We start from the raw sequence: 23,380 nt of genomic DNA on the forward strand, positions 1-23,380 counted from the left end.
CCCCGCCGGACCGGGTCGGGGCACCGGCCCGGCGGGGAGGTCCTACACCAGGACGACCTTCGTCGCGCCGAACGTGCCTTTCAGCGGCACCACCACGGACCGGCCGCGCACGGTCACCGTGACGCTGTCCTGCAGCTGCGTCGGATCCGACACCGCGAGCTGCGTCCGGGCCCCGCACCGCCCGAGCGCGACCGACGCCGGCCCCGACACACCGAGGTCGCCGACCGAGCCCGCCGCGAAGAAGTTCGCCAGCACCGTGCCGCCGGCCACCCGGATCGCCTGCACCACCGGCGTGTTCGCCAGCACTCGCCACGCCCAGGACGCGGTCAGCGTGTCGATCACCGAAGCGCCCGGCAGCACCGCGTACGCGTACGTCGCGTCCGTCGGCTTGACGCCGTGTTCCAGGACCAGCTTCTGGTACCGGCGCGTGTTCGGCGTCGTGGTGCCCTTGGTGTTGGCGCCCGTGTCGATGTCGCGCCACGCGCCCGTCCGGTCCTCGCGCACCGCCGTCACCGAGGCGTCGTCGAGGAGCACGTACCCGCCGACGTTCTCGAGGTGCACCCAACGCGGCTTCCGCAGTGCGTTGGCCTTCCCGGGATCGGTGGCCAGTCGCCGTCCGTCGGCCAGCAGCGCGCCGCGACCGCCCTCGCCGAGGTTGCGGTTCTCGATCGTCGTGCGCACCGCGTACGACGACGTGCTGGTGATCCCGGCGCCGAGGCAGACGACCCCGGCCGGGGTGAAGAACCACGACTTCTTCGCGACCAGCGATCCGTCCCAGTTCTTGAAGTCGAAGGCGCTCGCGCCGTGCCGCTCGTCCCAGCGGACGCCACCGGTGTGCGCGTTCGGCCCCACCGGCACCCCGCCGAACTTGGGGTCGACCGGGCCGTCGTGCTCGGTCGTGCCCGGCAGCAGCAGCGGGTCGACCGTCGGCCAGTAGGCGTCGGTGTAGTGGCCCTTGGCGTTCGGCAGGAACGTGTAGAGCACGCCGTCGCCGACGTGGTAGCCCTTGAGGTTCTGGCCGTTGATGGCCTCGTAGCGCGAAATCCGCGTCGAGCTGACGCCCAGCGAAGCCGACCAGCCGTCGGTGACGTGCACCAGCCGGTCCTGCTGGCCGAAGATGCGATGCGTCGCTTCGACCCGCGCCGGGCGTGCCCCGGACGCCAGCATGTCCTGCGCGAACTCGATGCCCGGCGTCGCCACCAGGTCCGGGCCGGGCGCGAACCGCTCGGGGTCCGGGATCTTCAGGAACGGTGCGAACGTGCCTTCCTTGAGCCACTTCGCGGCCAGTGCGTTGAGGTCGGTCTTCGTCTTGCCGGCCGCCGTCCGCGCCAGCACCAGCGTCGCGACGGTGAGCTGGTGGCCGATGTCCTGGCCGGTCTCCCCCTGCCGCGACAGCATGCGCCCGCGCACCGGCTCCATCAGCGCGCCCGCGTAGACGAACGGCGCGAAGCTGTCCGCGACCAGCGCGTAGATCTTGTCCTTCAGCGGCTGCGGGAGCGCGTACTCGGTGCCCTGCGTGACGTGGATGGCGCCGGCGAGCGCGGTCAGCAGCACGATGCCGTAGTGGCCGGGGTACGGGATGGTGTCGTGCTGGATGAAGGAGCCGTCGACGTGGAAGCCGTCGCCCGCCGCGCGGTCCAGTTTCGCGACGACGCTCGCCGCGCCGCCGCCGGCGACGTCGGTGAGCGCGTCGATGCCGGTCTTGATCCACGCGGTGTCGCCGAGCATGGCGCCCGAGACGATCGAGATGAGGGCCTTGTCCGCGCGGTTGGCGCCGGTCTCGACGACCGAGGCGTTGTTCGCGCGCAGGTTCGGGTTGCCGACGAACCGCTTGACCGGCTTGAGGTAGCGGGCGAGCTGGTCGGCGGTGAGCTGGTCGGCGACCACCGACAGCGTGTGCAGCAGGTAGTACGGGATGCCGATTTCGTAGGTGTACCAGTTGCCGATTTCCCCGACGTTTTCGTTGTACTGGCTGGCGTAGATGAGCTCGAGGGCCGACTTGATGCGGTCGAGCACCACCGGGTCGCCGGACAGCGAACCGCCGGGCGTGCCCCAGTCGACGGCGATCGCGCGCAGCCGCGCGTACATCGAAGTCGTGTAGTCGCTGCCCGGGCCGAGGGGCAAGTCTGTCCACAGTGGAGCGCCGCCGCCGGCCACGGACAGGCTCGCGTTGTAGGCTTTGGCGACCCGGCCCAGGTTGGCCAATGCTTCGGCGCGTTCCGGCGACGGCCGGTTGATGCCGGTCTGCAACTGCCGGTACGCGGCGACGATCGGCGCGGTCGCGGCGGGCACCGGGCTCGCTTTCACCGCGGGTGCGGCTGCGAGGCTCGCCGCGGAGGACGGGCGGGTGAGGAGCACGGTGGAAGCGGCCGCCAGGGCACCGCCGCGCAGCGCGTTTCTCCGGTTCACGGGCATGACAATGCCTCCCAGAAGACATCTTCGGCTAACGGGAATTCGGTCGTGCGGCGGCGGAGGGTCCCGGCCCGGCGCCTTGCGGGAAAGGCACCGGGCCGGGTCGGCGCTCCCCGGGGAGCGCCGCTTTCAGCGGGTCAGCGACACCGGAAACTGTCGGTGCCGAACGATAGAATGGAACCGGGGGGCGCCCCCGCAGGTCCGTGATGCCGGTGGGACCACAGCGGCCGGTGGGATCAGCGGGAGCCGTCGGTGCGGCGGGGCAGCTGCCAGGGGTTGGCCTCCTGCAGGGGTTCGGGCAGCAACGCGTCCGGGAAGCCCTGCCAGGCGATCGGCCGCAGGAACCGCTCGATCGCCGCGGTGCCCACCGAAGTCGTCGTCGGGGCCGTGGTGGCCGGGTAGGGGCCGCCGTGCTGCTGGGCCCAGCTCACCGTCACCCCGGTGGGCCAGTCGTTCCACAGCAGCCGGCCGGCGATGCGGGCCAGGGACGGCAGCACCGGCCGGACCCAGTCCACATCGGACTCCTCGCCGTGGATCGTGGCGGTGAGCCCCGGTTCGATCACGTCGAGCAGGCGCAGCAGCTCGGCCTGGTCGGTGTAGGTGACGATCAGCGACGCCGGCCCGAAGCACTCCTCGTGCACCGCGGCGCCGCCCTCGAGGAACTGCTTGCCCGTCGTGGCCAGCAGCGTCGGGGTGAACGCCGGAGACGAAGAATCCGACGACGACACGACCTCCACGCCCGGCACGTCCTGCAGCTTCGAAAGCTGCGCGGAAAACCCCGAAGCGATCCGGTCGTTGAGCATCGGCTGCGCCGCCACCCCGGAAAGGGCCGTGCGCAGCGTCTCGGTCAGGCCGTGGTCCTCGGGCAGGAACAGCAGGCCCGGCTTGGTGCAGAACTGGCCGGCGCCGAGGGTGAACGAACCGGCGTACCCCTTGGCCACGGCTTCCCCGCGCGCGGCGATCGCCGCCTCGGTGACCACCACCGGGTTGACGCTGCCCAGCTCGCCGTAGAACGGAATCGGCCGCGGTCGAGCCGCAGCGATGTCGAACAGCGCGCGCCCGCCGGGGATCGAGCCGGTGAAGGACGCCGCCGCGATCCGCGGGTCCTTCAGGGCCGTCACGCCCTCCTCCTGGCCGAAGATCACGTTGAACAGCGCCGCCGGCGCGCCCGCCTTGATCAGCGCCTCGCGCACGATCGAGCCGGTCTGCGCGGACAGCTCCGGGTGCCCGGGGTGGGCCTTGAGCACCACCGGGCAGCCCGCGGCGAGCGCCGAAGCGGTGTCACCGCCCGCGACGCTGAACGCGAACGGGAAGTTGCTGGCCGCGAACACCAGCACCGGCCCGATCGCGGTCTTGACGCGGCGGATGTCCGGCCGCGGGCCCATCGGCCACTCCGGGTCGGCGTGGTCGACGGTGGCGCCGAGGTACTCGCCGTCCGCGAGGACTTCGGCGAACAGGCGCAGCTGGAACGTCGTGCGCTTCAGCTCGCCGGCCAGCCGCGGCGTCTCGGGCAGGTGCGTCTCGGCGTGCGCCAGCGGGACCAGCCGGTCCGCGGCGGCGTCGAGGGCGTCGGCGACCGCGGTCAGCCAGCCGGCGCGTTCGGCCGGGGTCGCTTCGGCGGCGGGGCGGGCCGCGTCGGCGGCTCCCGCCAGGATCTTCTCGAGCGTGGCGGCGTCAGTGGCCTGGCTCATGGGTGGGACAGCTCCTCAGTTCTCATGGGCGGCGGCGGTGGCCGTTTCCAGGTCGCCCCAGCGACCCGGGCCGGCCAGGCCGAGGTGGTACAGGTGCAGCTCGGCGGCGCCCGCCTTGGCCAGCTCGCCGACGTAGCCTGCGATGTCCGGCACCGGCGCGGCGGCCACCGCCGTGATGTAGCTCCCGATCGCCACGCGGTCGGGCAGGGCCTCGCGGGCCGCCGCGACGGCCTCGGCACCCGTGGCGGGCGCCCACCCGAACAATACGACCGCGTCGACGTCGTCGGGCGCCGACGGCGTCAGCCCGGGCAGCGCGCCGGTGACCCACGGGTCGAGCGCGCCGTGCAGCACGATCCGGGTGCCCGGCGGCAGCGTGGCCAAAACCGCGGCCCGCAGCGCGTCGGTGGCCCGCTGCCGGCCACGCAGCAGCAGCTGCGTCAGCGACGGCGGCAGCCGGTCGCCGGTGATCCCCAGATCACCGGTGGCCAGCAGCCGCCGGACCTCTTCGACGAGCTGGGCCCGGACGGTGTCCGCGTCGACGTCCCACGCCGCAGCGCAGGCGTCGCAGCAGCAGATCGACAGCAGCCGGGCCACCGCGGGCGCCCACACGCCGTCGGTCTTCTCGTGCTGGTGCTGGTGCACCGCGCCGAGCGGACCGCAGGCCTCGAGGATCACCGACGACAGCTCCAGCCCGGCGACGGAGTTCGCGACCACGGCCGCGGCGTACTCGCGCACGGCGGGCTGCGACGGGCACAGCGCCCACGGGTAGGCCTCGCCGAAGCAGTTGCGGACCACGACGTCCGGGTGCGCGTAACCCAGCTGGGAGTTGTGGGTCAGGACGATCCAGGCGGCGGCCGGGATCCCGGCCTCGTTGAGCAGCCGGACGGCCTCGCCCCCGGAGTCCGCGGAAGTCACCCAGTCCGGAGTGGACGGACGCAGCTCGCCCCACCCGCCGGAAACCGGGCGGTAGAACGCGGCGTGCCGCGCCACGACGGCCGTCCGGGACGGCGACCACGGCGTTGCCGCGCGAGCGCTGTGGTACGACAGCGCCACGGCCACCTCGTCGACGCCGAGCGCCTGGACCCGCGGAACGAACCCGGGGTCCAGGACGTCCCAGGGGTAGGCGTATCCCGTCACCTTCACCGACTCACCACCTCGCCGTGTTCGCTTCGAAGTCCGGGACGTACTTCCGCATGTAGGTCCCGTCGTCCCGCTTGGTCAGTCCACATCGGACGTAGTTCTCGTGCAGGCGGGCCAGCGCGTCCTCGTCGAGGGTGATCCCGAGCCCCGGCGTCGTGGGCACCGCGACGGCGCCGTCGGTGAACTCCAGCACGCCCGGCTCGACGACGTCCTCGACCTTCCACGGCCAGTGCGTGTCGCAGGCGTAGGTCAGGTGCGGCGTGGCCGCGGCGACCTGCACCATCGCGGCCAGGCTGATCCCGAGGTGGCTGTTGGAGTGCATCGACAGGCCGACGCCGAAGCTCTCGCACGTCACCGACAGCGCCTGCGTGGCCCGCAGCCCGCCCCAGAAGTGGTGGTCGGACAGCAGGACGCCGATCGCCCGCGCCCGGAAGCCCGGCTCGACGTCGCCGAAGTTGACCACGCACATGTTGGTCGCCAGCGGCATGGACGCCTCGGCGGCCACCTGGGCCATGCCGTCGATGCCCGGCGTCGGGTCTTCGAGGTACTCCAGGACCCCGTCCAGCTCGCGAGCCACCCGGATGCCGGTCTCGACCGTCCAGGCGCCGTTCGGGTCGATCCGCAGCGGGCTTCCGGGGAACGCCTCGGCCAGCGCGCGGATGCCGTCGACTTCCTGCGCAGGCTCGTAGACCCCGCCCTTGAGCTTGATCGACCGGAAGCCGTACTCGTCGAACATCCGCTTCGCCGAACCGACCAGCGCCTCCGGCGTGGTGATCTCGCCCCAGGAGTCCTCGCGGCCGTCGATGTGCTTGCCGTACTTGTAGAACAGGTAGGCGGAGAACTCGACGGCGTCCCGGGCCCGGCCGCCGAGCAGGTCGGTCACCGGGCGGCCCAGGTAGTGGCCCTGCGCGTCCAGGAACGCGACCTCGAACAGCGAGTAGACGCTCGCGATCGTCTTGCGGATGGAGAACCCGCCGATCAGGCCGTGCGCGTCGGTCAGCACCGTGTCCGACAGCGCCTCCGCCACCAGCCGCCGCAGGCCGGGCAGGTCGAACACGTCGTGGCCGCGCAGCCGCGGCAGCACCTTGCGCACCTCGCCGAGGAAGGCGTCGTCGCCGTAGGACTCGCCGAGCCCGACGACCCCGTCCTCGCACTTGACCTGGACGACGCTGCGCAGCGCGAACGGCTCGTGCACGCCCATGACGTTGAGCAGCGGCGGGTCCGCGAACGCGACCGGGGTCAGCACCACGTCGAGGACCTTCATCAGCCGAGTCCCTTCAGCGTCACGAAGCCGTCCTCGACGATCTTCTCCAGCCGGCGGATCTGCTCCGGGGTCGGCTCGACCAGCGGCGGCCGGACCGGGCCGACCTTGTCACCGCGCAGCCGGGCGGCCGCCTTGACCAGCGAGACGGCGAAGCCCGGCGTCTCGTCCCGCAACGCCACCAGCGGCAGGTAGAAACCGGTGAGCAGCGCGTCCATCACGCGCGTGTCGCCTTCGCCCAGCGCGCGGTGGAAGCGGTGCGCGATCTCCGGCGCGAAGCAGTGCACCGCCGAGGAGTAGCGGGCGACGCCGATCGCGGCGTACGCCTTGGCCGAGACCTCCGCGGTCGGCAACCCGTTGAAGAACAGGAAGTTCCGCGCCCGCTCGGTGTCCAGCGACCGGATGGTGGTGACGATCCGGGTCATGCACTCGACGTCGCCGTAGCCGTCCTTCAGTCCCACCACCGACGGGATGTCCAGCAGCGAAGCCGCGGCCGGCGCGGTGAACACGCCGGTGCCGCGGTGGTAGACGATGACCGGCACGGACGAGTCGCCGACGGCGTACCGCACGAAGTCGACCAGGCCCGAAGACGGCCCGGTGACCAGGTACGGCGGCAGCAGCAGGACGCCGTCCGCGCCGCCGTCCCGGGCCGCCGCGATGCCGGCCCGCGCTGACGCCGCGCCGCCCCCGGCGCCCACCCAGACCGGGACGCGGCCGGCGGCCACCTCCCGGGCCCGGGTGAGCACCGAGGCGACCTCGGCGGGCGAGAGCGAGCTGAACTCGCCGGTGCCGCACGCGACGAACAGCGCACCGGCGCCCGCCGCGATGTGGCTCTCCACGTTCTCCGCGAGCGCGTCGAGGTTGACCTCGAGGTCCTCGGTGAACGGGGTGAGGGGGAACGCCAGCAGGCCGTCCAGCTCGATCTCGTTCTGTGCCATGTGTTTCTGCTCTCTCGTCCTTATTTCGGTTCGGCCGGGTGTGGCCTGCGGTCAGGCGGGCACGGTCGTGCCTTCCTGCTTCCGGTCGACTTCGTCGTCGGCGGTGTTCACGGTGTCGACGATCTCATCGGCGGCCGCGCTGCGCTCGGGAGCGAGCAGGCCGAGGCCGACGTAGAGTGCGAGCGAGACGAGGATCGGCGTCGCGACGAGCACGGTCTGGTTCGCCTTGAAGACGTAGTACACCAGCGCGTAGTCGATCAGGCCGCCCGCCCAGGAGACCAGCGCGGCCCGCGGGCCGCACTTGCGGAACCACGGCAGCATGCCCAGCAGCAGCGGGATCGAGATCGGGCCCATCAGTGCGGCGACCCAGTTGACGACGATCTGCAGCACGCCGCCGAGGTTCTGCGCCTGGGTGGCCACCAGCATGGTCAGCGCGACGAACACGACCGTGGTGATCCGGGCCGCCTTGAGGCCCTGGACGTCGGTCCACTGCCGGGCGCGGCGGAACATCGCCGGGATCATGTCGCGGGTGATCACCGCGGAGATCGCGTTGGCGTCGGAGGAAACCATCGCCATGGTGTGCGAGAAGATGCCGGCCAGCACCAGCCCGATCAGGCCGGGCGGCAGGAACGTCGTGGTCATGATCGCGTACGACTGCGTCGGGTCCTTGACACCGGGGATCAGCAGCGGCGCGGCGAACATCGGGAACATCAGCACCAGGGGCCACAACAGGTACAGCGCCGAGGACAGCCGCGCACCCCGCTTGGCCTCGTGGGTGTTCGGCGCGGCCATGTACCGCTGCGCCAGGTTCCACATGCCTCCGTTGTACTCCAGGGTCTTCACCAGCACGTAGACGAGCAGGAAGATGGTGGTGTACTTGGACGTCACCGGGTCGACGTGGCCTTCGGGCAGCTTGTCCCACATCGTCCAGAGCGCGGAGATCCCGCCCAGCTTGCCGAGCACCACGACGATCATCACGATCGCGGCGATGGCCTGGATGACGAACTGGCCGAAGTCGGTCAGCGCGTCGGCCCACAGGCCGCCGATGGTGCAGTAGACCAGGGTGACCGCGCCGGTGATGAGGATGCCGAGGTTGTAGTCGAGGCCGGCGAAGACGTGCAGCAGCGTCGCGACGGCGAACCACTTGGCCGCGATGTCGAAGATCTTCAGCAGGCTGCCGCTCCAGGCCAGCGCCTGCTGCGTCGGCACGTTGTACCGCTTGGCCAGGTACTCCAGCGGCGAGGCGACACCCAGCTTCGAGCGCAACCGGTTCCAGCGGGCGGCGAACAGCCAGCTGCCGATGCCCACGCCGATGCCGATGCTGGCGAAGCCCCAGAAGTACACGGTGACACCGGTGGTGTAGGCCACGCCCGCGTACGCGACGAAGAGCACGGCGCTGTAGCCGGACATGTGGTGCGAGATGCCGGCCAGCCACCACGGCATCCGCCCGCCGGCGGTGAAGAAGTCCTTCACGTCGCTGACTCTCTTGTGCGACCACCAGCCGATCACGATCATCAGCGCGAAGTACGCGCAGATCATCGTCCAGTCGAGTGCGTGCACCGCAGGCTCCCTTCCGCGTCCACGTCGATGCGGTCTTACTGTTCACATCTATGAACGGAGTCTGTTATAGTGATTATGTTCATCCATAAGAACGTTGTTCGGGACGCTAATATGGCCGGGGTCACAAGTCAACGGCCGGACGGAGGCACACAAATGCCGCAGAAGGTGGACAACCCGGCGGCAGCCGATGGCGCCCCGGCCACGGAGTCCTCGGGCGTGAAGTCCGCGCGCCGGGCCGTCGACCTCATCGAGACGTTCGCGGCGAACGACGTCTGGCTGTCCCTGTCGGACCTGCACGCCCGCACCGGCTTCCCGCGCTCGTCGCTGCACGGCCTGCTCCGGACGCTGCTGGAGGCCGGCTGGCTGGAGGCCGACGCCAACACCGCCCGCTACCGCCTCGGCGTCCGGGCGCTGATCTGCGGCACGGCGTACCTGGACCGCGACGCCGTCGTCCCGTTCGCCACCGAAGCGCTGGAGCGCATCCGGGAGAAGACCGGCTTCACCGCGCACTTCGCGCGCCGCAACGGCACCGAGGTCGTCTACCTGGAGACGCGCGAGTCGCAGCGCTCGACGCACCTGGTCTCGCGCGTCGGGCGCACGCTGCCCGCGCACGCGACAGCGCTGGGCAAGGCCCTGCTGGCCGAGCTGACGCACGACGAGATCGAGGCGCTGATGCCGCCGGTGCTGGCCGCGCTGACGCCCAACACGATCACCACGCTCGAAGGCCTGCACGCCGAGTTCGCCGCCACCCGCGAACGCGGGTACGCGGCCGAAGTCGAGGAGGGCACGCTCGGCGTCCGGTGCGTGGCCGCGGTGATCCCCTACCGCATCCCGGGCACCGACGCGATCAGCTGCTCGATGCCCATCGCCCAGGTGACCGACGAGGACGCCCGCCGCGTCGGCGAACTGCTCGCCGAGACCACCGCCGAGCTCGGGCAGCAGCTGCGCCGGGCCGGAATTCGCTGACCGCCGCCCTTACCGAGAGGAATTCCATGACGGACCAGCGTGTGCTCATCACCGGGTCGGCGGGTGTCGTCGGCACCCTGATGCGGCCCCGCTTGAAGCGTGACGGCCGCGTGCTGCGCCTGCTCGACCTGGCTCCGCAGACGGCGTCCGATGCGTCCGAAGAGATCGTGACGGCATCGGTGACCGACCCGGCGGCGATGGCGGCGGCGTGCGAAGGCGTCGACGCGCTGATCCACCTGGGCGGGCACAGCCGCGAGAACTCGTGGGAAGCGACGCTCGACGTCAACATCAACGGCACGCAGACGGTCCTGGAGGCGGCGCGGGCCGCGGGGATCCAGCGGGTGATCCTGGCGTCGAGCAACCACGCGGTGGGCTTCCGCCGGGTGGATTCGGACCTCCCGGCCGACTCGTCCCCGCGACCGGACACGTACTACGGCGTCTCGAAGGCGGCGATCGAGGCCCTGGGCAGCCTGTACCACTCCCGCTTCGGCATGGACGTGATCGTGATCCGGATCGGCTCGTGCTTCGAGACACCGCTGCCCCTGGGCCCCCGCGGCTTGACGACGTGGCTGTCCCCGGACGACGCCGCACGACTGTTCGAGGCATGCCTTTCGGCACCATCCCCGGGCTACCGCCTGATCTGGGGCGTATCGGACAACACCCGCCGGATCTACTCGCTGAAGGAGGCGGAGGCCCTGGGCTACAAGTCCCTGGACGACGCCGAGGTGTACGCGGACCAGCTGGCGGCCAAGCCGGCACCGACGGGCCCGGCGGCCGAATACGTGGGCGGCCCCTTCTGCACGGCGCCGCTGGGTGTGTTCAACCCGCTCTGACCGGTCGCCGCCCACGGCCGGCGGCGGTGCGCCGCCGGCCGTGGGCGCCAGCAGGCTCCGGGGTGGGGTACTAGTACCTTTGCGGCTTCCCCCGCCCCGGCACCACCGCCAGGGTGGCGGGCATGATCTTGAAATCCCGCCGCGCCCGGAAGTGGACGATCGTCGTGGCGAGCCTGCTGGTCGTCGTGCTCGGCGGTGCGGCAACCCTGTTCGAGGTGTCGAGGTCCCACACCTTCCAGTTCTTCGGCTCCCTCGTGAACCGCGTCGAGACGAGCGAAAAGATCGTCGCCCTCACCTTCGACGACGGCCCCGACCCCGCCGGGACGAAACCGATCCTCGACACGCTGCACAGCCGCCAGGTGCCCGCGACCTTCTTCCTCATCGGCCGGGACATCGCCGCGCACCCGGACCTCGCCCGCGACATCGCCGCCGCCGGGCACGAAATCGGCAACCACAGCTTCAGCCACGAACGGATGATCGGCGTGACACCGGCGTGGGTCGCCGACGAGGTCGAAGCCACCGACGCCCTCATCCGGACGACCGGCTACACCGGCGAAATCCGCTTCCGGCCCCCGAACGGCAAGAAGCTCTTCGCCCTCCCGCACTACCTGGCCGAGCACCACCGCACGACGATCACCTGGGACGTCGAGCCGGATTCCGACGGCACGCCGGACACCGCCACGGTCGTGCGGACCACCGTCGAGCGGGTGCGGCCGGGCTCGATCGTGCTGCTGCACGGCATGTACGCCTCGCGCGAGCAGACCCGCCAGGCGATCGGGCCGATCCTGGACCAGCTCAAGCAGCGAGGCTACCGGTTCGTGACCGTGGCGCGGCTGCTGGCAGCTCGGCACTGACCACCCACTCGCCGTCCCGCGGGCCGTGCGTCAGCGCTCCCCCGGCCGCCGCGGCCTGTTCCGCTAGCCCGGCCAGCCCGTAGCCGACCCCTTGGTGCGGGGTGCCCTTCAGCGTGTTCCGCGCCGTGATCCTCACCCGCGCACCGGCTTCGACGTCGAGCCGGAGGCGGACGCCGGGACCGTTGTGGCGCAACGCGTTCACCGCGGTCTCGGCGATGAACCGCTCGGCCAGCTCCCGCACCGGGCGCGGCAGCGCGGGCAGCACCGGGTCGCGGTCGAGCACCAGTCCCGCGGTGCGCAGGCGGGCCAGCACCTCGGCGAGGTCGGGGGCGCGTTCGGCGTCGTCGCGCAGGTCGTCGAGCGTGCGGCGGACGAGGGTGAGCGCGCCCCGCCCGGCGGCCAGGAGGGTGTCGAGGCGTTCGCGGTCGGCGTCGGTCAGGTCGCCGACCGCACGCAGCGTCTCGGCCTGCACGAGCATGACGGCGGTGGTCTGGGCGAGCGTGTCGTGCAGCCGCCGGGCCGCGCGCTCGGCCCGGTCGGCGAGCGCGCGACGGCGTTCGGCGCCGAGCAGCCAGGCCACCGCGGCGATCGTCACCGCCAGGACCGTGCCGTCGAGCAGGCCCTTCGCCGGGAACACGGCGGCGCCGACGACCAGCGTCGCGGCGGCCGCGAGCCACCGCCGCGGGGTGCTGTAGAGGGCGAGCAGCACCGGCACGTACATCGTGTTGCGCGGCTGGCCGAGCAGCAGGTGCCCGGCGGTCGCCAGGGTCACCACGACGAGCACGAGAGCCGGGGCGCGACGCGACCACAGCAGCGGGACGAGCTGGGCGGCGCCGAGCCCGGCCGCGAGCCACCCTTGCTGCGGCGTCCAGGCCCCACCGGCGAAGAACACCGCGGCGACGGCCGCCGTCGTGACGAGAGACTGACGCATGGGCCGACAGTAGAGTGCGGGCATGATCCGGGTGCAGGTCGTCGACGACCACGCGCTGGTGCGCGAAGGCATCGCGCTGATCCTGGGGGCGCAGCCGGACCTCGAGGTGGTCGCGCAGTACGCGTCCGGGCCGGAACTGCTGGCGTCCTCGGTCCCGGCCGACGTGGTCCTGCTCGACGTGTACCTGCCCGGGATGGACGGCCTCGAAGTCCTGCGCCGGCTCGGCCCCTCGGCACCCCGGGTCCTGATGCTGACGACGGTCGGCCGGCCGCGGGAGATCCGCGAAGCGCTCGGCGCGGGCGCGGCGGGGTTCGTGCTGAAGGACTCCTCGGGCGCCGAGCTCGCGGCCGCGGTCCGGGCGGCGCACCACGGCGTGACGGCCTTGAGCCCGGCGGCGGCCTCGGCACTGAGCGGCGGCGGCGTGCTGACCCCGCGGGAGCGGGACGTGCTGGAGCTGCTCGGCGAGGGACTGTCCAACAAGGACATCGCGGCCCGGCTGCGGCTGGCGGAGCGGACGGTGAAGGTGCACGTCGGCAACGTGCTGGCCAAGCTCGGGGTGACCAGCCGCACCCAGGCGGCGCTCGTGGCCAGGGACCGCTGAGTGCGTGGCCCGGCTGACTTGTACGGCCCGTGTACGTCCCCGGGTTAGCGTCGCGGGCCATGTCGAACCAGTGGAAACTGCTCTCGCTCGGCGTGTTCGCCGCTCTGACGGCCGGCACAGTCACCACGGTCACCGCCACCGAGGCCGCCGCGGCGCCGAACACCTACTACGTCGACCAGGCCCTCGGCAGCGACGGCGCGGCCGGCACGCAGGCCGCGCCGTGGAAGTCCCTCGCCAAGGTCGCCGCGACGGAGCTGAAGCCCGGGGACAAGGTGCTGCTGCGCCGGGGCCGGACCTGGAGCGGCGGGCTCAGCGTCTCCGGCAAGGGCTCGGCCGCCGCGCCGGTGACCATCGGCGCCTACGGCGACGGCGCCCGGCCGATCGTCCAGGGCAACGACGAAGCCTGCGTCAACCTGCCCGGCGACTACATCACCGTGCAGGACCTGCAGGTCGGCGTCGCGGCCGACGCCGGGCGCTGCTCCTGGGCCGGCGTCGAGGTCGGCGGTGACCACGACAAGGTCCTTTCCAACTACATCACCGGCGCCGGCGCGGGCGTCTACATCGCCCCGAGCGCCGACGGCACCGAGGTCACCCAGAACGACCTCGTCGACAACAACCACATGACCGTCGTGACGCCGGGCGGCAACGACGACTCCGGCGCGTTCGCGATCCTTGTGCAGGGCAACGGGTCCGACATCGGCTGGAACCGGATCAGCGGCTCGATCGCGGTGAGCGAGGACTTCGGCGGGCTCGACGGCGCCGCGGTCGAGGTCTTCTGGGGCTCGGACAACATCATCCACCACAACATTTCCGAGGACAACGAGTCCTTCACCGAGCTCGGCACCGACGCGAAGGATCCGGACGGCGTCTCCCGCAACAACGTCTACGAGTACAACGCAGTCTTCGGCAGCAAGACGCGCGGCGGGATCGTGACGCGCGGTGCCCAGGACGGCAACGGGCCGGTGACCGGCACGGTCTTCCGCAACAACTCCGTCCGGCTCGGCAACGCCGAATCCGAAGGGTTCGTCTGCTACGGCGGCTGCACCAACCAGACGCTCAAGCTCACGCAGAACGTCATCCAGGCGGCGATGAAGGTCGGGTACGCCGACACCGGCTGGACCGCGACCGACCACAACGTCTTCTACGGCGGCCAGCGGCAGTTCACCCCGGGCACCACGGACAAGGTCGCCGACCCGAAGTTCACCTCGGCGACGAACCTGGTCCTCAAGACCGGCAGCCCCGCCATCGGGCTCGGCGTCCAGAAGTACGCGGACATCGACGTCGACGGCAACGCGGTCGGCACCCGGATCGACGCCGGCGCCTACCAGTTCACCCCCTGACGTACCGGGTCAGCATCGCGACCATCTCGTCCTCGAGCCGCCGGGCGTCGATCGGGTCCGGCTCGGCCAGCAGGTCGTGGACGGCCAGCTCGACCGTCGCGATGACCAGGCGCGCGGCCGTCGCGGTGTCGGCGACGCGGACCTCCGGGTGGCTTTCCAGGAGGTCGCGGGTGTGGGCGACCATCTCCCGCTTCACCCGGCCGACCCGCTCGAGCAGCTCGTGCGACCGCGGTGCCTCTTCGAGCAGCATCCGCAGCAGGTGGGGGTCGTCGCGGTGGGATTCGACCGCGAGCCGGACGAAGACGCGGAGGATCTCCTCGATCGAATCGGGCAGCGGGCCGGTCAGGACCTTCGTCGCGGCCGCCGTGCCGCCGTCGAGGTGCCGGGTCAGCAGCTCGGCGAGGATCGCGTCCTTGTTCGGGAAGTACTGGTAGAGCGACCCGATCGAGATCCCGGCGCGCTCGGCGATGCGGTTGGTGGTGCCGGCGGCGTAGCCGTGCTCGGCGAAAACGTGAGCAGCCGCGGTCAGGATCCGCTGCCGGGTCAGCTCGGCGCGGACCTGCCGCGGCTGTTTACGTGGCTGGATGCGGCGCTCGTCCGGCAACACGGCTTCCTCCGGGAAAGCGAGTAGTCAAGACCTGAGTATTTGCTCATAATTGTGTCATGACCAGCACAAACACGCTCCACCGCGTCTCCCCGGCCGAGGTGGCGGCCCAGCTGGGCGAGCCGGAAGAGATGATCAAGGCCAAGATCGGCGACCGCATCGACGTCCACGCCCGCCGCTTCATCGCCCACTCGCCGTTCCTCACCCTGGCCACCGCCGACGCCGCGGGCCGCGCCGACTGCTCACCCCGCGGCGACTACCCCGGCTTCGCCAAGGTCCTCGACGAGCGCACGCTCGCGCTGCCCGACCGGCCCGGCAACAGGATCGCCGACTCCTTCCGCAACATCGCCGAGAACGACGGCGTCGGCCTGCTGTTCTTCGTCCCGGGCATGCGGGAGACGTTGCGGGTCAACGGAAGCGCGTACGTGACCGACGATCCCGGCGTGCTCGCCCGGATGCGCACCGAGGCGAAGGCGCCGGCGCTGGCGATCGTCGTGGACGTCGCCGAGGTGTACTTCCACTGCGGCCGCGCGCTGATCCGCTCGCGCCTGTGGGACCCGGCCAGCCAGGCGCTCGCCGCGGAGCTGCCTTCGGCGGGCGAGATCGCCGGCGAGAAGATGAACGTCGACCCGGCGCTGCTCGACCAGCTCCTCGAAACCGGCTACCGGAAGCTGTACTGACATGCAGAAGACGATCCTGGAGCGCATCGAGCGCGTGACCGACGACGTCGTCTCCCTGGTCCTGCGCGGCGACGAAGGCCCGCTGGCGCCGTGGGAGCCGGGCGCGCACATCGACCTCGAGCTGCCGAACTGGCTGACGCGCCAGTACTCGCTGTGCGGCGACCCCGCCGACCTGTCGGCGTACCGCATCGCCGTCCGCCACGACCCGCTGAGCCGCGGCGGCTCGGAGTACGTCCACCTGTTCCTGCAGCCGGGCCGGACGCTGCCGGTCTCGTTGCCCCGCAACCACTTCCCGTTGCTCCCGGCGCCGGAGTACCTGTTCGTGGCGGGCGGCATCGGGATCACGCCGATCATGCCGATGCTGCGGGCCGCGGCCGGCTCCGGCGCGGCGGTGACGCTCGCGTACGCGGGGCGGCCGTTCGCCGCGGAACTCGCCGCGGAGTACGGGGACCGCGTGCGGCTCGGGCGCCCGGACCTCGCGGCGCTGGCCGGGGAGTTCCGGTCCGCGGAGGTGTACTGCTGCGGCCCGGCCTCGATGGTGGACGCGGCGGAGGCGGCGTTCCCGCGGGTGCACACCGAGCGGTTCGAGCCGACGCGGCGGACGTTCGGGCCGGACACCCCGTTCGAGGTGGAGTGCGCCCGGTCCGGCGGCACGATCCAGGTCCCGGCGGACGAGTCGCTGCTCGACGCGCTGAACCACGCCGGGAAACCGGTGCCGTCGGCGTGCCGCGAAGGGGTGTGCGGCAGCTGCCAGGTCCTGGTCGTCGAGGGCGAACCGGAGCACCGCGACGACATCGGCGCGGCGGCGGGCCGGATGTACCCGTGCGTGTCGCGCGCGCTGTCCTCGCGGCTGGTGCTGGACGTCTGATGATCCCGAAGGTGCGCCGCCCCCGCACGCGGCGGATGATCACCCTGGAGGTGCTCGGGAGCACGGCACCCAGCCCGGCGTTCCGCACTGTCACTCTCGGCGGTCCCGGGCTGGCGGAGTTCGAGCCGGCCGGCGACGACCAGGCCGTGCGGCTGTTCTTCCCCCGCGCGGGCCAGGACCGGCTCCGCATGCCCACGCTGGACAACGAGGGCTGGATGGCCGAGTTGCTCGTGATGCCGAAGTCCCGGCGCCCCTGGGTCCGCAACTACACGATCCGGCGGGCGCGGCCTGGCGAGATCGACATCGAATTCGCCCTGCACGACGGCGACGCTCCCGCCGCCGACTGGGCGCGCCGGGCCCGCCCGGGCGACCCGGCCGGCGTCTTCGACCTCGGCGTCAGCTACCTGCCACCGCCCGGGGTGTCCTGGCAGCTGCTGGCCGGGGACGAGAGCGCGCTGCCCGCGATCTTGGCGATCCTCGACCACGCCCGGGACGACCTGGTGGCGGAGGTGTTCCTGGAAGTGCCGTCGCCGGCGGACGTCCGCGAGGTCGAAGCGCCGCCCGGGGTGCGCGTGCACTGGCTGCCGCGCCCGGGTCCCGGCCGTCCGGGCACGCTGCCCTTGGCGGCGATCCGGGACGCCGTCCTGCCATCCGGGCCTGCCTACGCGTGGGTCGCCGGGGAAGCCGCGCTGGCCACGGGCGTGCGCCGCCACCTCGTGCGGGACCGGGGCTGGCCGAAGGCGGACATCGCGTTCCTCGGCTACTGGCGCCACGGCCGCGCGGCACCCGGCTGAGCCGACGAGCCCGCCGCGGACCGCCCCGATCAGCAGGCAGCGCACCCGATCGTCGCCGCTGACCTCGCTCACCGGCTCACCCGAGCAGCGCTCCCACCACCAGCCGGCCGCGCTGGGCAGCGGCTCCCATGACCGGAAGCCGGCTCCCTTCCGGGCGGAGCCGGAGGTGTCCGGATGCGCCATTCGCGGCGGACGGCGATCATGCCTTCGACCAGCGGGAGCCGCTTCGAGCGACCGGAATTGTCGGTGCCCTCCGGTAGCGTGGAAAACGGGGGGCGCCCCCGCGGCGGGGGTGCTCGGCACAGGAGTAGGCGCCGAGCAGGCCGGGCAGCCAGAGCCACCGGGCAGAGCCGCCGGGCCGGCGGTGCACGGCGGCCGACGCAACGGCACCAGGCCCTCCTGTGTCGCGCGGCCGGGGGCCCAGCTCGGGGCGGGTACTATCGCGGGCAGCCTCGACGGCGAGGAGGCAGCGTGGGCGAACTCGGGCTGGCCGACACCAACGGCATCCTCGCGCTGCCCTGGGTCCGCCCGGACCGGACCAGCGCCGGCCTCGGCTGGGACCGGGTGTACGTCTCCCGGCAGCGCGAGCGGCCCTACCGCGCCGAGTTCGGGGCCGCCCGCAGCCACCAGCTGATCCTGCACCTCGACGGCCCGGTCACCGTCCGGCGCGGGGTCGGGACCTCGCGCGAGCAGAGCCGGCGGATGCCCGTCGGCGGGCTCTTCCTGCAGCCGTCGCACGCGGAGCTGTCGGTGGAGCTGGGCGGCGAACTCGACACCGTGCACGTCTACGTCGACGACGCCGCCGTCCAGGAGGCCGCGGGGGAACCCGTGCGGCTCGCCGAGGAGCTCGGCAGCCGCGATCCCCTGCTCGAACAGCTCGTCCTCGGCCTCGACGGCGTCGTCCGCGACTGGGAGCCCGCCGCCCGGACCTACGCCGACCAGCTCGGCGCGCTCGTCGCCGCCCAGCTGGTGCGCCACCACCGCGCCGGGCCCGTCCCCGGGCCCGAGCCGGCCCGCGGCCTCTCCGACCGCCAGTTCACCCGGGTCCGCGACCTGATGGCCGAACGGCTGGCCGAGCCGGTGCCGCTGGCCGACCTGGCCGCGCTCGCCGGGCTGAGCGTCAGCCAGTTCTCCCGCCGGTTCAAGGCCCGCACCGGCCTGCCGCCGCACCGCTACCTGCTGCGGCTGCGCGTCGAGCAGGCCGGGCTGCTGCTGCGCACCGGCGACGACCCGATCGCCGAGATCGCCGTCCGCTGCGGGTTCTCCCACCAGGAGCACCTCACCCGGGTGCTCCGCGCCCAGCTCGGCACCACGCCCGCCGCCCTGCGCCGAACCCGCTGACACGCGCGCGTTTCGTGCCGTCGCGCAGCACGAACGTGCAGGACCGGCCCGGTTCACCGCCGGATACTCCCTCGCATGACCTCGTTCAGCTACGCCGCGAACCCCGTCCGGGTGGTCTTCGGCTCGCTCGGCACCCTCGGCGACGAAGCCGCTCGCCTCGGGCTCGACCGGGTGCTGCTGATCGGCAGTCCGCGTTACGGCGACCGGGCCGCGGCCGCGCTCGGCCCCCGGCTGGCCGCGCGCTTCGAGGACGCCGCCATGCACACCCCGGTCGAAGTCACCGAGCGCGCGCTCAAGGTCGTCGCCGAGCACGACGTCGACGGGGTCGTCGCGATCGGCGGCGGCTCGGCGACCGGGCTGGCCAAGGCGATCGCCCTGCACACCGACCTGCCGCAGCTGATCGTCCCGACGACGTACGCGGGCTCCGAGCTGACATCGGTCCTCGGCCAGACCGCCGACGGCCGCAAGACCACCCAGCGGACCGCGAAGGTCCGGCCCGAAGCCGTCCTCTACGACGTAGAGCTCACCCTTTCGCTGCCGGTGCCGGTGTCGGCGGCCAGCGGGCTCAACGCACTGGCCCACGCGGTGGAGGCGACCTACGCGCCGGACGCCAACCCGATGACCGACCTCTTCGCCGCGGAGGCCAAGCGGCTGATCACGAGCGCACTCCCGCGCGTCGCCGCGAACCCGTCCGATGTGGACGCCCGCACCGACCTGCTGCGGGGCGCCTGGCTGGCGGGGACCTGCCTCGACGCCGCCACGATGGGCCTGCACCACAAGCTGTGCCACCACCTCGGCGGGAAGTTCGGCCTGCCGCACGCCGAGACCCACGCCGTCCTCCTCCCCCACGTCATGGCGCACCAGGGTATCGACGACGCGGACGAAGTGTTCGAGCTCGCCGCGTCGCTCCCGATCCCGCACTCGCTCGCCGAACTCGGCCTGACCGAAGCCGACATCGAGGGCGAGCCGGACTTGCTGCGCGCCGCGTTGCACGGCACCCGACCGGCCACGCGCCCGAGCCTCAAAGCGCTCACGAAGCAGGTCGTCGACAGCTTCGCCGGAGCGCCGGACCGCGTGCGCGTGCTCCTGTCCGACCTGGTTGAGACGCTGCACGGCTACGCGATCCGCACCGGCCTGACCCAGGCCGAGTGGGAGTACGCGATCGGCTTCCTCACCCGGGCCGGGCACATCACCACCGACACGCGGCAGGAGTTCATCCTGCTGTCGGACACCCTCGGCGTGTCGAGCGTCGTCGACGTCCTGACCAACTCGCGGACGCCGGACACGACCCCGTCGGCCGTGCTCGGGCCGTTCTACGTGGACGGCCCGCCGGAGACGCCGCAGGGCGCCGACCTCGCCGCCGGGCTTCCCGGGACTCCCCTGGAGGCGGACATCCGGGTGGTGGACACGGACGATCGGCCGGTGGCGGACGCGGTCGTCGACGTCTGGCAGTCCAATGAGGACGGTTTCTACGACGTCCAGCTGCCCGACGTCGACGGCCCGGTGCTGCGCGCCCGCTTCCGCACCGACGCGGAAGGACGGCTGCGGTTCCGGACGATCGTGCCCAGCGCGTACCCGATCCCGGCCGATGGCCCCGTCGGGCAGATGCTCGACGCCGTCGGGCGGCACCCCTACCGCGCGCCGCACGTGCACTTCATGATCGCCAAGCCCGGCTACCGCACGCTGATCACCCAGCTGTTCGTCGCCGGCGGCGAGTACCTCGACTCCGACACCGTGTTCGGCGTCAAGGACGGCCTGATCGTCGACTTCACCGACGGGCTCGACTTCACCTTCCGCATCTCAGGGAGCGACGCATGACCTATGACACCGACGTCATCGTGGTCGGCAGCGGGCCGGCCGGCGGCGCCGCGGCGCTGCTGCTGGCCACCTACGGCGTGCCCACCGTGCTGGCGACCAAGTACGGCTGGACGGCGAACACGCCTCGCGCCCACATCACCAACCAGCGGACCATGGAGGTGCTGCGCGACCTCGGTGTCGAGGACAAGGCCCTCGCCGTGGGGACACCGCCGGAGCTGATGGGCGACACCGTCCTGTGCACCTCGCTGACCGGGCCGGAGATCGGCCGGATCGCCAGCTGGGGCACCGGCGACCGGTCGGCGTCCGAATACACCGCGGCCAGCCCGTGCCACATGATCGACCTGCCGCAGACCTACCTGGAGCCGATCCTGGTCAGCGAGGCCGCCGCGCGCGGCGCGAAACTGCGGCTGGACACCGAGTTCCTGTCCTTCGAGCAGGACGAGTCCGGGGTCACCGCGCGGTTCCGCGACCGGGTGCGCGGCGACGAGTTCACCCTGCGCGCCAAGTACCTCATCGGTGCGGACGGCGCCCGCAGCCGCGTCGCCGAGCAGGCCGGGCTGCCCATCGCCGGGCAGACCGGCAAGGCGGGCAGCATGAACATCACGTTCACCGCCGACCTCGCGCGGTACGTGGCGCACCGGCCGAGCGTCCTGTACTGGGTGATGCGGCCGGGCGCGCACCTCGGCGGGATCGGGATGGGCCTGGTCCGGATGGTGCGCCCGTGGAGCGAATGGCTGCTGACCTGGGGTTACGACATCGCCCAGCCGCCGCCCGAGGTCGACGCCGAGGAAGCGACGCGGCTGGTGCGGGACCTGGTCGGCGACCCGGAACTGGACGTCGAGATCACCTCGACGTCACTGTGGACGGTCAACCACAACTACGCGACCGAGTACCGCAGCGGCCGGGTGTTCTGCGCCGGGGACGCCGTGCACCGGCACCCGCCGTCGAACGGGCTGGGGTCGAACACGTCCGTCCAGGACTCCTACAACCTGGCGTGGAAGCTCGCGATGGTGCTGCGCGGCGAGGCGGGTGAGGGGCTGCTGGACAGCTACACGGCCGAGCGGGCGCCGGTGGGCAAGCAGATCGTCGACCGGGCGAACCTCAGCCGCGACCAGTTCGGGCCGATCTTCGCCGCGCTCGGCATCTCGGGCGACACCGACGCCGACGGCATCACGGCCGGGCTGGAGACGTGCCTCGCGCCGACGGCCGAGGGGGCGCGCAAACGGCGTGAGCTGGAGAAGGCGATCGAACTCAAGCACTACGAGTTCAACGCCCACGGCGTCGAGCTGGACCAGCGGTACGTGTCCGGTGCGGTGCTGCCCGACGGCGTCACCACGGTTTCCGACCGCGATCCGGAGCTGTACCACCGGCCGAGCACCGAGCCGGGCGCGAAGCTGCCGCACGCGTGGCTGGTCGGGCCGCACGGCCGTCGCGTGTCCACTTTGGACCTGGTGGGCGGCGGCCGCTGGACGGTCCTGACCGGGCTCACCGGCAAGCCGTGGCTCGACGCGGCGGCCAAGGCCGGCGCCGAACTGGGCCTGGACCTGCGCACGGTCCGCATCGGCGACGCGGGCGTCCGCGACGCCTACGGCGACTGGTCCCGCCTCAGCGCCATCGACGAGGACGGCTGCCTCCTCATCCGCCCCGACGGCTACGTCGCCTCCCGCCACCAAACCCTGTCCCCCACCCCCGCCGACACCCTCCTCAAGGCCCTCCGCCACCTCCTCGCCCGCCCGTGACTCACGTGATTGAGCACGGAACTCGCGTGATCGAAGCCGTAACGGCTCTGATCACGCGAGTTACGGCTCTGATCACGCGAGTTACGGACTGCCGGTGACGTGGGTGAGGGTCACCGGGGTCTTCGGGGGGCCGCTGCCGTCGCCGATGCCGGGTTTCGACGGGTCGATTCCGGCGCGGGCGACCGCGTCGAGGGTTTCCAGGCCCGGGTCGTCGATGCTGCCGAAGACCGTGTAGTCCGGCGGGATCTTGATGTCGCCGAAGACGAGGAAGAACTGGGAGCCGCCGGAGTCCGGGGCGGCCGTCTTCGCCATCGCGAGGACGCCGCGGCCGTAGGTCAGCTCGGGGAACACCTCGTCGCGGATCGTGTAGCCCGGGCCACCGGTGCCGTCGCCGACCGGGTCGCCGCACTGCAGCAGCTGCAGCCCGGTCTGCACCGACAGCCGGTGGCACGACGTCCCGTCGTAGAAACCCTGGCGAGCCAGGCTCAGGAAGTTGACCACGGTGCACGGCGCCAGCGCCCGGTCCAGGGTGAGCCCGATGTCGCCCGCGCTGGTCGCCAGCCGGGCCTCGACCGTCCCGGACGACGGTGCCGGGCCGTCCGGCGGCAGCGCGACCTTCTTCGGCGCCGGCGTGGCGGGGTCCGGGGTGAACGCGCACGTCACCGGGTCGGCCAGTGGCTTGCTCCGCTTCGGCATCGGCGCGCGGCCACCCGGCAGCGTCACCGGGGTGCTCGGCACCGGCGGTGTCGAGCTCACGACCGTCACCGACGCGGCCGGCCGGCGCCCCTGCCCGACGTCCCCTTGCGTGTCCGGCTCGCGCAGGAACCCCGGGTAGCCCCAGGCCAGGAACGCCAGCACCATCAGGATGACGACCGCGACCGACCCGGTGATCAGCACCATCGCGGCCGGGGACGTCTGCTTCGGCGGCACCGGTGGCTGCCACCGCGGGTAGTGACCGTGCTCCGGCTCGCTCATCAACGCTCCCCTTCGTCGGGGAGCACCCTACTGC

At 72.2% G+C, this 23,380-nt stretch carries 20 protein-coding genes; 11 read left to right on the plus strand and 9 right to left on the minus strand.

Features of this window, described 5'->3' with window-relative positions:
- Nucleotides 1–42: 42 nt before the first annotated feature.
- The 6 genes from ACWEGE_RS06720 to ACWEGE_RS06745 form a co-directional block, all read right to left on the minus strand.
- A complete protein-coding gene (locus tag ACWEGE_RS06720; protein ID WP_449659447.1) occupies nt 43–2,415 on the minus strand; it encodes a polysaccharide lyase 8 family protein in 2,373 nt (790 codons plus the stop codon).
- Nucleotides 2,416–2,648: 233 nt separating this feature from the next.
- A complete protein-coding gene (locus ACWEGE_RS06725; RefSeq protein WP_449659448.1) occupies nt 2,649–4,103 on the minus strand; it encodes an aldehyde dehydrogenase (NADP(+)) in 1,455 nt (484 codons plus the stop codon).
- A 15-nt stretch (nt 4,104–4,118) separates the two neighbouring features.
- Nucleotides 4,119–5,246 carry a hypothetical protein gene (locus tag ACWEGE_RS06730; RefSeq protein WP_449659449.1) on the minus strand — a complete coding sequence of 376 codons (1,128 nt, stop codon included), beginning with the start codon at nt 5,244–5,246 and terminating at the stop codon, nt 4,119–4,121.
- Nucleotides 5,247–5,250: 4 nt separating this feature from the next.
- Nucleotides 5,251–6,507 carry a glucarate dehydratase family protein gene (locus ACWEGE_RS06735; RefSeq protein WP_449659450.1) on the minus strand — a complete coding sequence of 419 codons (1,257 nt, stop codon included), beginning with the start codon at nt 6,505–6,507 and terminating at the stop codon, nt 5,251–5,253.
- Complete coding sequence (locus ACWEGE_RS06740) at nt 6,507–7,442, minus strand: 5-dehydro-4-deoxyglucarate dehydratase (protein WP_449659451.1); 936 nt, start codon at nt 7,440–7,442, stop codon at nt 6,507–6,509. Before ACWEGE_RS06740 ends, ACWEGE_RS06735 begins: the two co-directional genes overlap by 1 nt.
- Before the next feature lie 51 nt (nt 7,443–7,493).
- Nucleotides 7,494–9,002: a sodium:solute symporter family protein gene (locus ACWEGE_RS06745; RefSeq protein ID WP_449659452.1), complete on the minus strand. Its 1,509-nt coding sequence runs from the start codon at nt 9,000–9,002 to the stop codon at nt 7,494–7,496.
- A gap of 153 nt (nt 9,003–9,155) precedes the next feature.
- Here ACWEGE_RS06745 and ACWEGE_RS06750 point away from each other — a divergent pair, with 153 nt between their 5' ends.
- From ACWEGE_RS06750 to ACWEGE_RS06760, 3 genes are all read left to right on the plus strand, one after another.
- Nucleotides 9,156–9,968 (plus strand): IclR family transcriptional regulator, encoded by an 813-nt coding sequence (locus tag ACWEGE_RS06750; RefSeq protein ID WP_449659453.1) that lies wholly within the window; start codon nt 9,156–9,158, stop codon nt 9,966–9,968.
- Nucleotides 9,969–9,994: 26 nt separating this feature from the next.
- Nucleotides 9,995–10,801, plus strand: a complete 807-nt coding sequence (locus ACWEGE_RS06755) for an NAD-dependent epimerase/dehydratase family protein (RefSeq protein WP_449659454.1) — start codon at nt 9,995–9,997, stop codon at nt 10,799–10,801.
- 122 nt (nt 10,802–10,923) lie between these two features.
- Nucleotides 10,924–11,655 carry a polysaccharide deacetylase family protein gene (locus tag ACWEGE_RS06760; RefSeq protein ID WP_449659455.1) on the plus strand — a complete coding sequence of 244 codons (732 nt, stop codon included), beginning with the start codon at nt 10,924–10,926 and terminating at the stop codon, nt 11,653–11,655.
- Here ACWEGE_RS06760 and ACWEGE_RS06765 read toward each other — a convergent pair.
- Nucleotides 11,597–12,586: a histidine kinase gene (locus ACWEGE_RS06765; protein WP_449659456.1), complete on the minus strand. Its 990-nt coding sequence runs from the start codon at nt 12,584–12,586 to the stop codon at nt 11,597–11,599. The genes ACWEGE_RS06760 and ACWEGE_RS06765 overlap by 59 nt on opposite strands.
- A gap of 22 nt (nt 12,587–12,608) precedes the next feature.
- Here ACWEGE_RS06765 and ACWEGE_RS06770 point away from each other — a divergent pair, with 22 nt between their 5' ends.
- Entirely contained in the window at nt 12,609–13,187 is a 579-nt protein-coding gene (locus ACWEGE_RS06770; RefSeq protein ID WP_449659457.1) for a response regulator transcription factor, read from the plus strand.
- A 59-nt stretch (nt 13,188–13,246) separates the two neighbouring features.
- Nucleotides 13,247–14,527: a right-handed parallel beta-helix repeat-containing protein gene (locus tag ACWEGE_RS06775; protein ID WP_449659458.1), complete on the plus strand. Its 1,281-nt coding sequence runs from the start codon at nt 13,247–13,249 to the stop codon at nt 14,525–14,527.
- On the opposite strand, the gene ACWEGE_RS06780 is transcribed toward ACWEGE_RS06775, so the two are convergent.
- Nucleotides 14,517–15,134: a TetR/AcrR family transcriptional regulator gene (locus tag ACWEGE_RS06780; RefSeq protein WP_449659459.1), complete on the minus strand. Its 618-nt coding sequence runs from the start codon at nt 15,132–15,134 to the stop codon at nt 14,517–14,519. The genes ACWEGE_RS06775 and ACWEGE_RS06780 overlap by 11 nt on opposite strands.
- A gap of 56 nt (nt 15,135–15,190) precedes the next feature.
- On the opposite strand from ACWEGE_RS06780, the gene ACWEGE_RS06785 reads away from it, so the two are divergent.
- The 6 genes from ACWEGE_RS06785 to ACWEGE_RS06810 all read left to right on the plus strand — a co-directional run bounded on the left by ACWEGE_RS06785 (nt 15,191) and on the right by ACWEGE_RS06810 (nt 22,371).
- A complete protein-coding gene (locus ACWEGE_RS06785; RefSeq protein WP_449659460.1) occupies nt 15,191–15,811 on the plus strand; it encodes an MSMEG_1061 family FMN-dependent PPOX-type flavoprotein in 621 nt (206 codons plus the stop codon).
- A 1-nt stretch (nt 15,812) separates the two neighbouring features.
- On the plus strand, nt 15,813–16,679 hold the full coding sequence (locus ACWEGE_RS06790; protein WP_449659461.1) for a PDR/VanB family oxidoreductase: 867 nt from the start codon (nt 15,813–15,815) through the stop codon (nt 16,677–16,679).
- Complete coding sequence (locus ACWEGE_RS06795) at nt 16,679–17,473, plus strand: siderophore-interacting protein (RefSeq protein ID WP_449659462.1); 795 nt, start codon at nt 16,679–16,681, stop codon at nt 17,471–17,473. The genes ACWEGE_RS06790 and ACWEGE_RS06795 overlap by 1 nt, the downstream gene beginning before the upstream one ends.
- 471 nt (nt 17,474–17,944) lie before the next feature.
- Nucleotides 17,945–18,814, plus strand: a complete 870-nt coding sequence (locus tag ACWEGE_RS06800; protein WP_449659463.1) for a helix-turn-helix domain-containing protein — start codon at nt 17,945–17,947, stop codon at nt 18,812–18,814.
- Nucleotides 18,815–18,889: 75 nt separating this feature from the next.
- Nucleotides 18,890–20,632 carry a maleylacetate reductase and hydroxyquinol 1,2-dioxygenase domain-containing protein gene (locus tag ACWEGE_RS06805; RefSeq protein ID WP_449659464.1) on the plus strand — a complete coding sequence of 581 codons (1,743 nt, stop codon included), beginning with the start codon at nt 18,890–18,892 and terminating at the stop codon, nt 20,630–20,632.
- Nucleotides 20,629–22,371 carry an FAD-dependent oxidoreductase gene (locus tag ACWEGE_RS06810; RefSeq protein WP_449659465.1) on the plus strand — a complete coding sequence of 581 codons (1,743 nt, stop codon included), beginning with the start codon at nt 20,629–20,631 and terminating at the stop codon, nt 22,369–22,371. The genes ACWEGE_RS06805 and ACWEGE_RS06810 overlap by 4 nt, the downstream gene beginning before the upstream one ends.
- An 81-nt stretch (nt 22,372–22,452) precedes the next feature.
- On the opposite strand, the gene ACWEGE_RS06815 is transcribed toward ACWEGE_RS06810, so the two are convergent.
- On the minus strand, nt 22,453–23,346 hold the full coding sequence (locus tag ACWEGE_RS06815; protein WP_449659466.1) for a peptidylprolyl isomerase: 894 nt from the start codon (nt 23,344–23,346) through the stop codon (nt 22,453–22,455).
- Between the last annotated feature and the right edge of the window lie 34 nt (nt 23,347–23,380).

This window comes from Amycolatopsis sp. NPDC004747 (assembly GCF_053601335.1).

Bases quoted from the DNA above. Each gene is read 5' to 3' on its own strand.
- ACWEGE_RS06755 (WP_449659454.1), top strand. From the start codon at position 9,995: ATGACGGACCAGCGTGTGCTCATCACCGGGTCGGCGGGTGTCGTCGGC.
- ACWEGE_RS06760 (WP_449659455.1), top strand. From the start codon at position 10,924: ATGATCTTGAAATCCCGCCGCGCCCGGAAGTGGACGATCGTCGTGGCG.
- ACWEGE_RS06750 (WP_449659453.1), top strand. From the start codon at position 9,156: ATGCCGCAGAAGGTGGACAACCCGGCGGCAGCCGATGGCGCCCCGGCC.
- ACWEGE_RS06805 (WP_449659464.1), top strand. From the start codon at position 18,890: ATGACCTCGTTCAGCTACGCCGCGAACCCCGTCCGGGTGGTCTTCGGC.
- ACWEGE_RS06795 (WP_449659462.1), top strand. From the start codon at position 16,679: ATGATCCCGAAGGTGCGCCGCCCCCGCACGCGGCGGATGATCACCCTG.
- ACWEGE_RS06740 (WP_449659451.1), bottom strand. From the start codon at position 7,442: ATGGCACAGAACGAGATCGAGCTGGACGGCCTGCTGGCGTTCCCCCTC.
- ACWEGE_RS06725 (WP_449659448.1), bottom strand. From the start codon at position 4,103: ATGAGCCAGGCCACTGACGCCGCCACGCTCGAGAAGATCCTGGCGGGA.
- ACWEGE_RS06810 (WP_449659465.1), top strand. From the start codon at position 20,629: ATGACCTATGACACCGACGTCATCGTGGTCGGCAGCGGGCCGGCCGGC.
- ACWEGE_RS06735 (WP_449659450.1), bottom strand. From the start codon at position 6,507: ATGAAGGTCCTCGACGTGGTGCTGACCCCGGTCGCGTTCGCGGACCCG.
- ACWEGE_RS06815 (WP_449659466.1), bottom strand. From the start codon at position 23,346: ATGAGCGAGCCGGAGCACGGTCACTACCCGCGGTGGCAGCCACCGGTG.
- ACWEGE_RS06790 (WP_449659461.1), top strand. From the start codon at position 15,813: ATGCAGAAGACGATCCTGGAGCGCATCGAGCGCGTGACCGACGACGTC.
- ACWEGE_RS06765 (WP_449659456.1), bottom strand. From the start codon at position 12,586: ATGCGTCAGTCTCTCGTCACGACGGCGGCCGTCGCCGCGGTGTTCTTC.
- ACWEGE_RS06775 (WP_449659458.1), top strand. From the start codon at position 13,247: ATGTCGAACCAGTGGAAACTGCTCTCGCTCGGCGTGTTCGCCGCTCTG.
- ACWEGE_RS06770 (WP_449659457.1), top strand. From the start codon at position 12,609: ATGATCCGGGTGCAGGTCGTCGACGACCACGCGCTGGTGCGCGAAGGC.
- ACWEGE_RS06785 (WP_449659460.1), top strand. From the start codon at position 15,191: ATGACCAGCACAAACACGCTCCACCGCGTCTCCCCGGCCGAGGTGGCG.
- ACWEGE_RS06720 (WP_449659447.1), bottom strand. From the start codon at position 2,415: ATGCCCGTGAACCGGAGAAACGCGCTGCGCGGCGGTGCCCTGGCGGCC.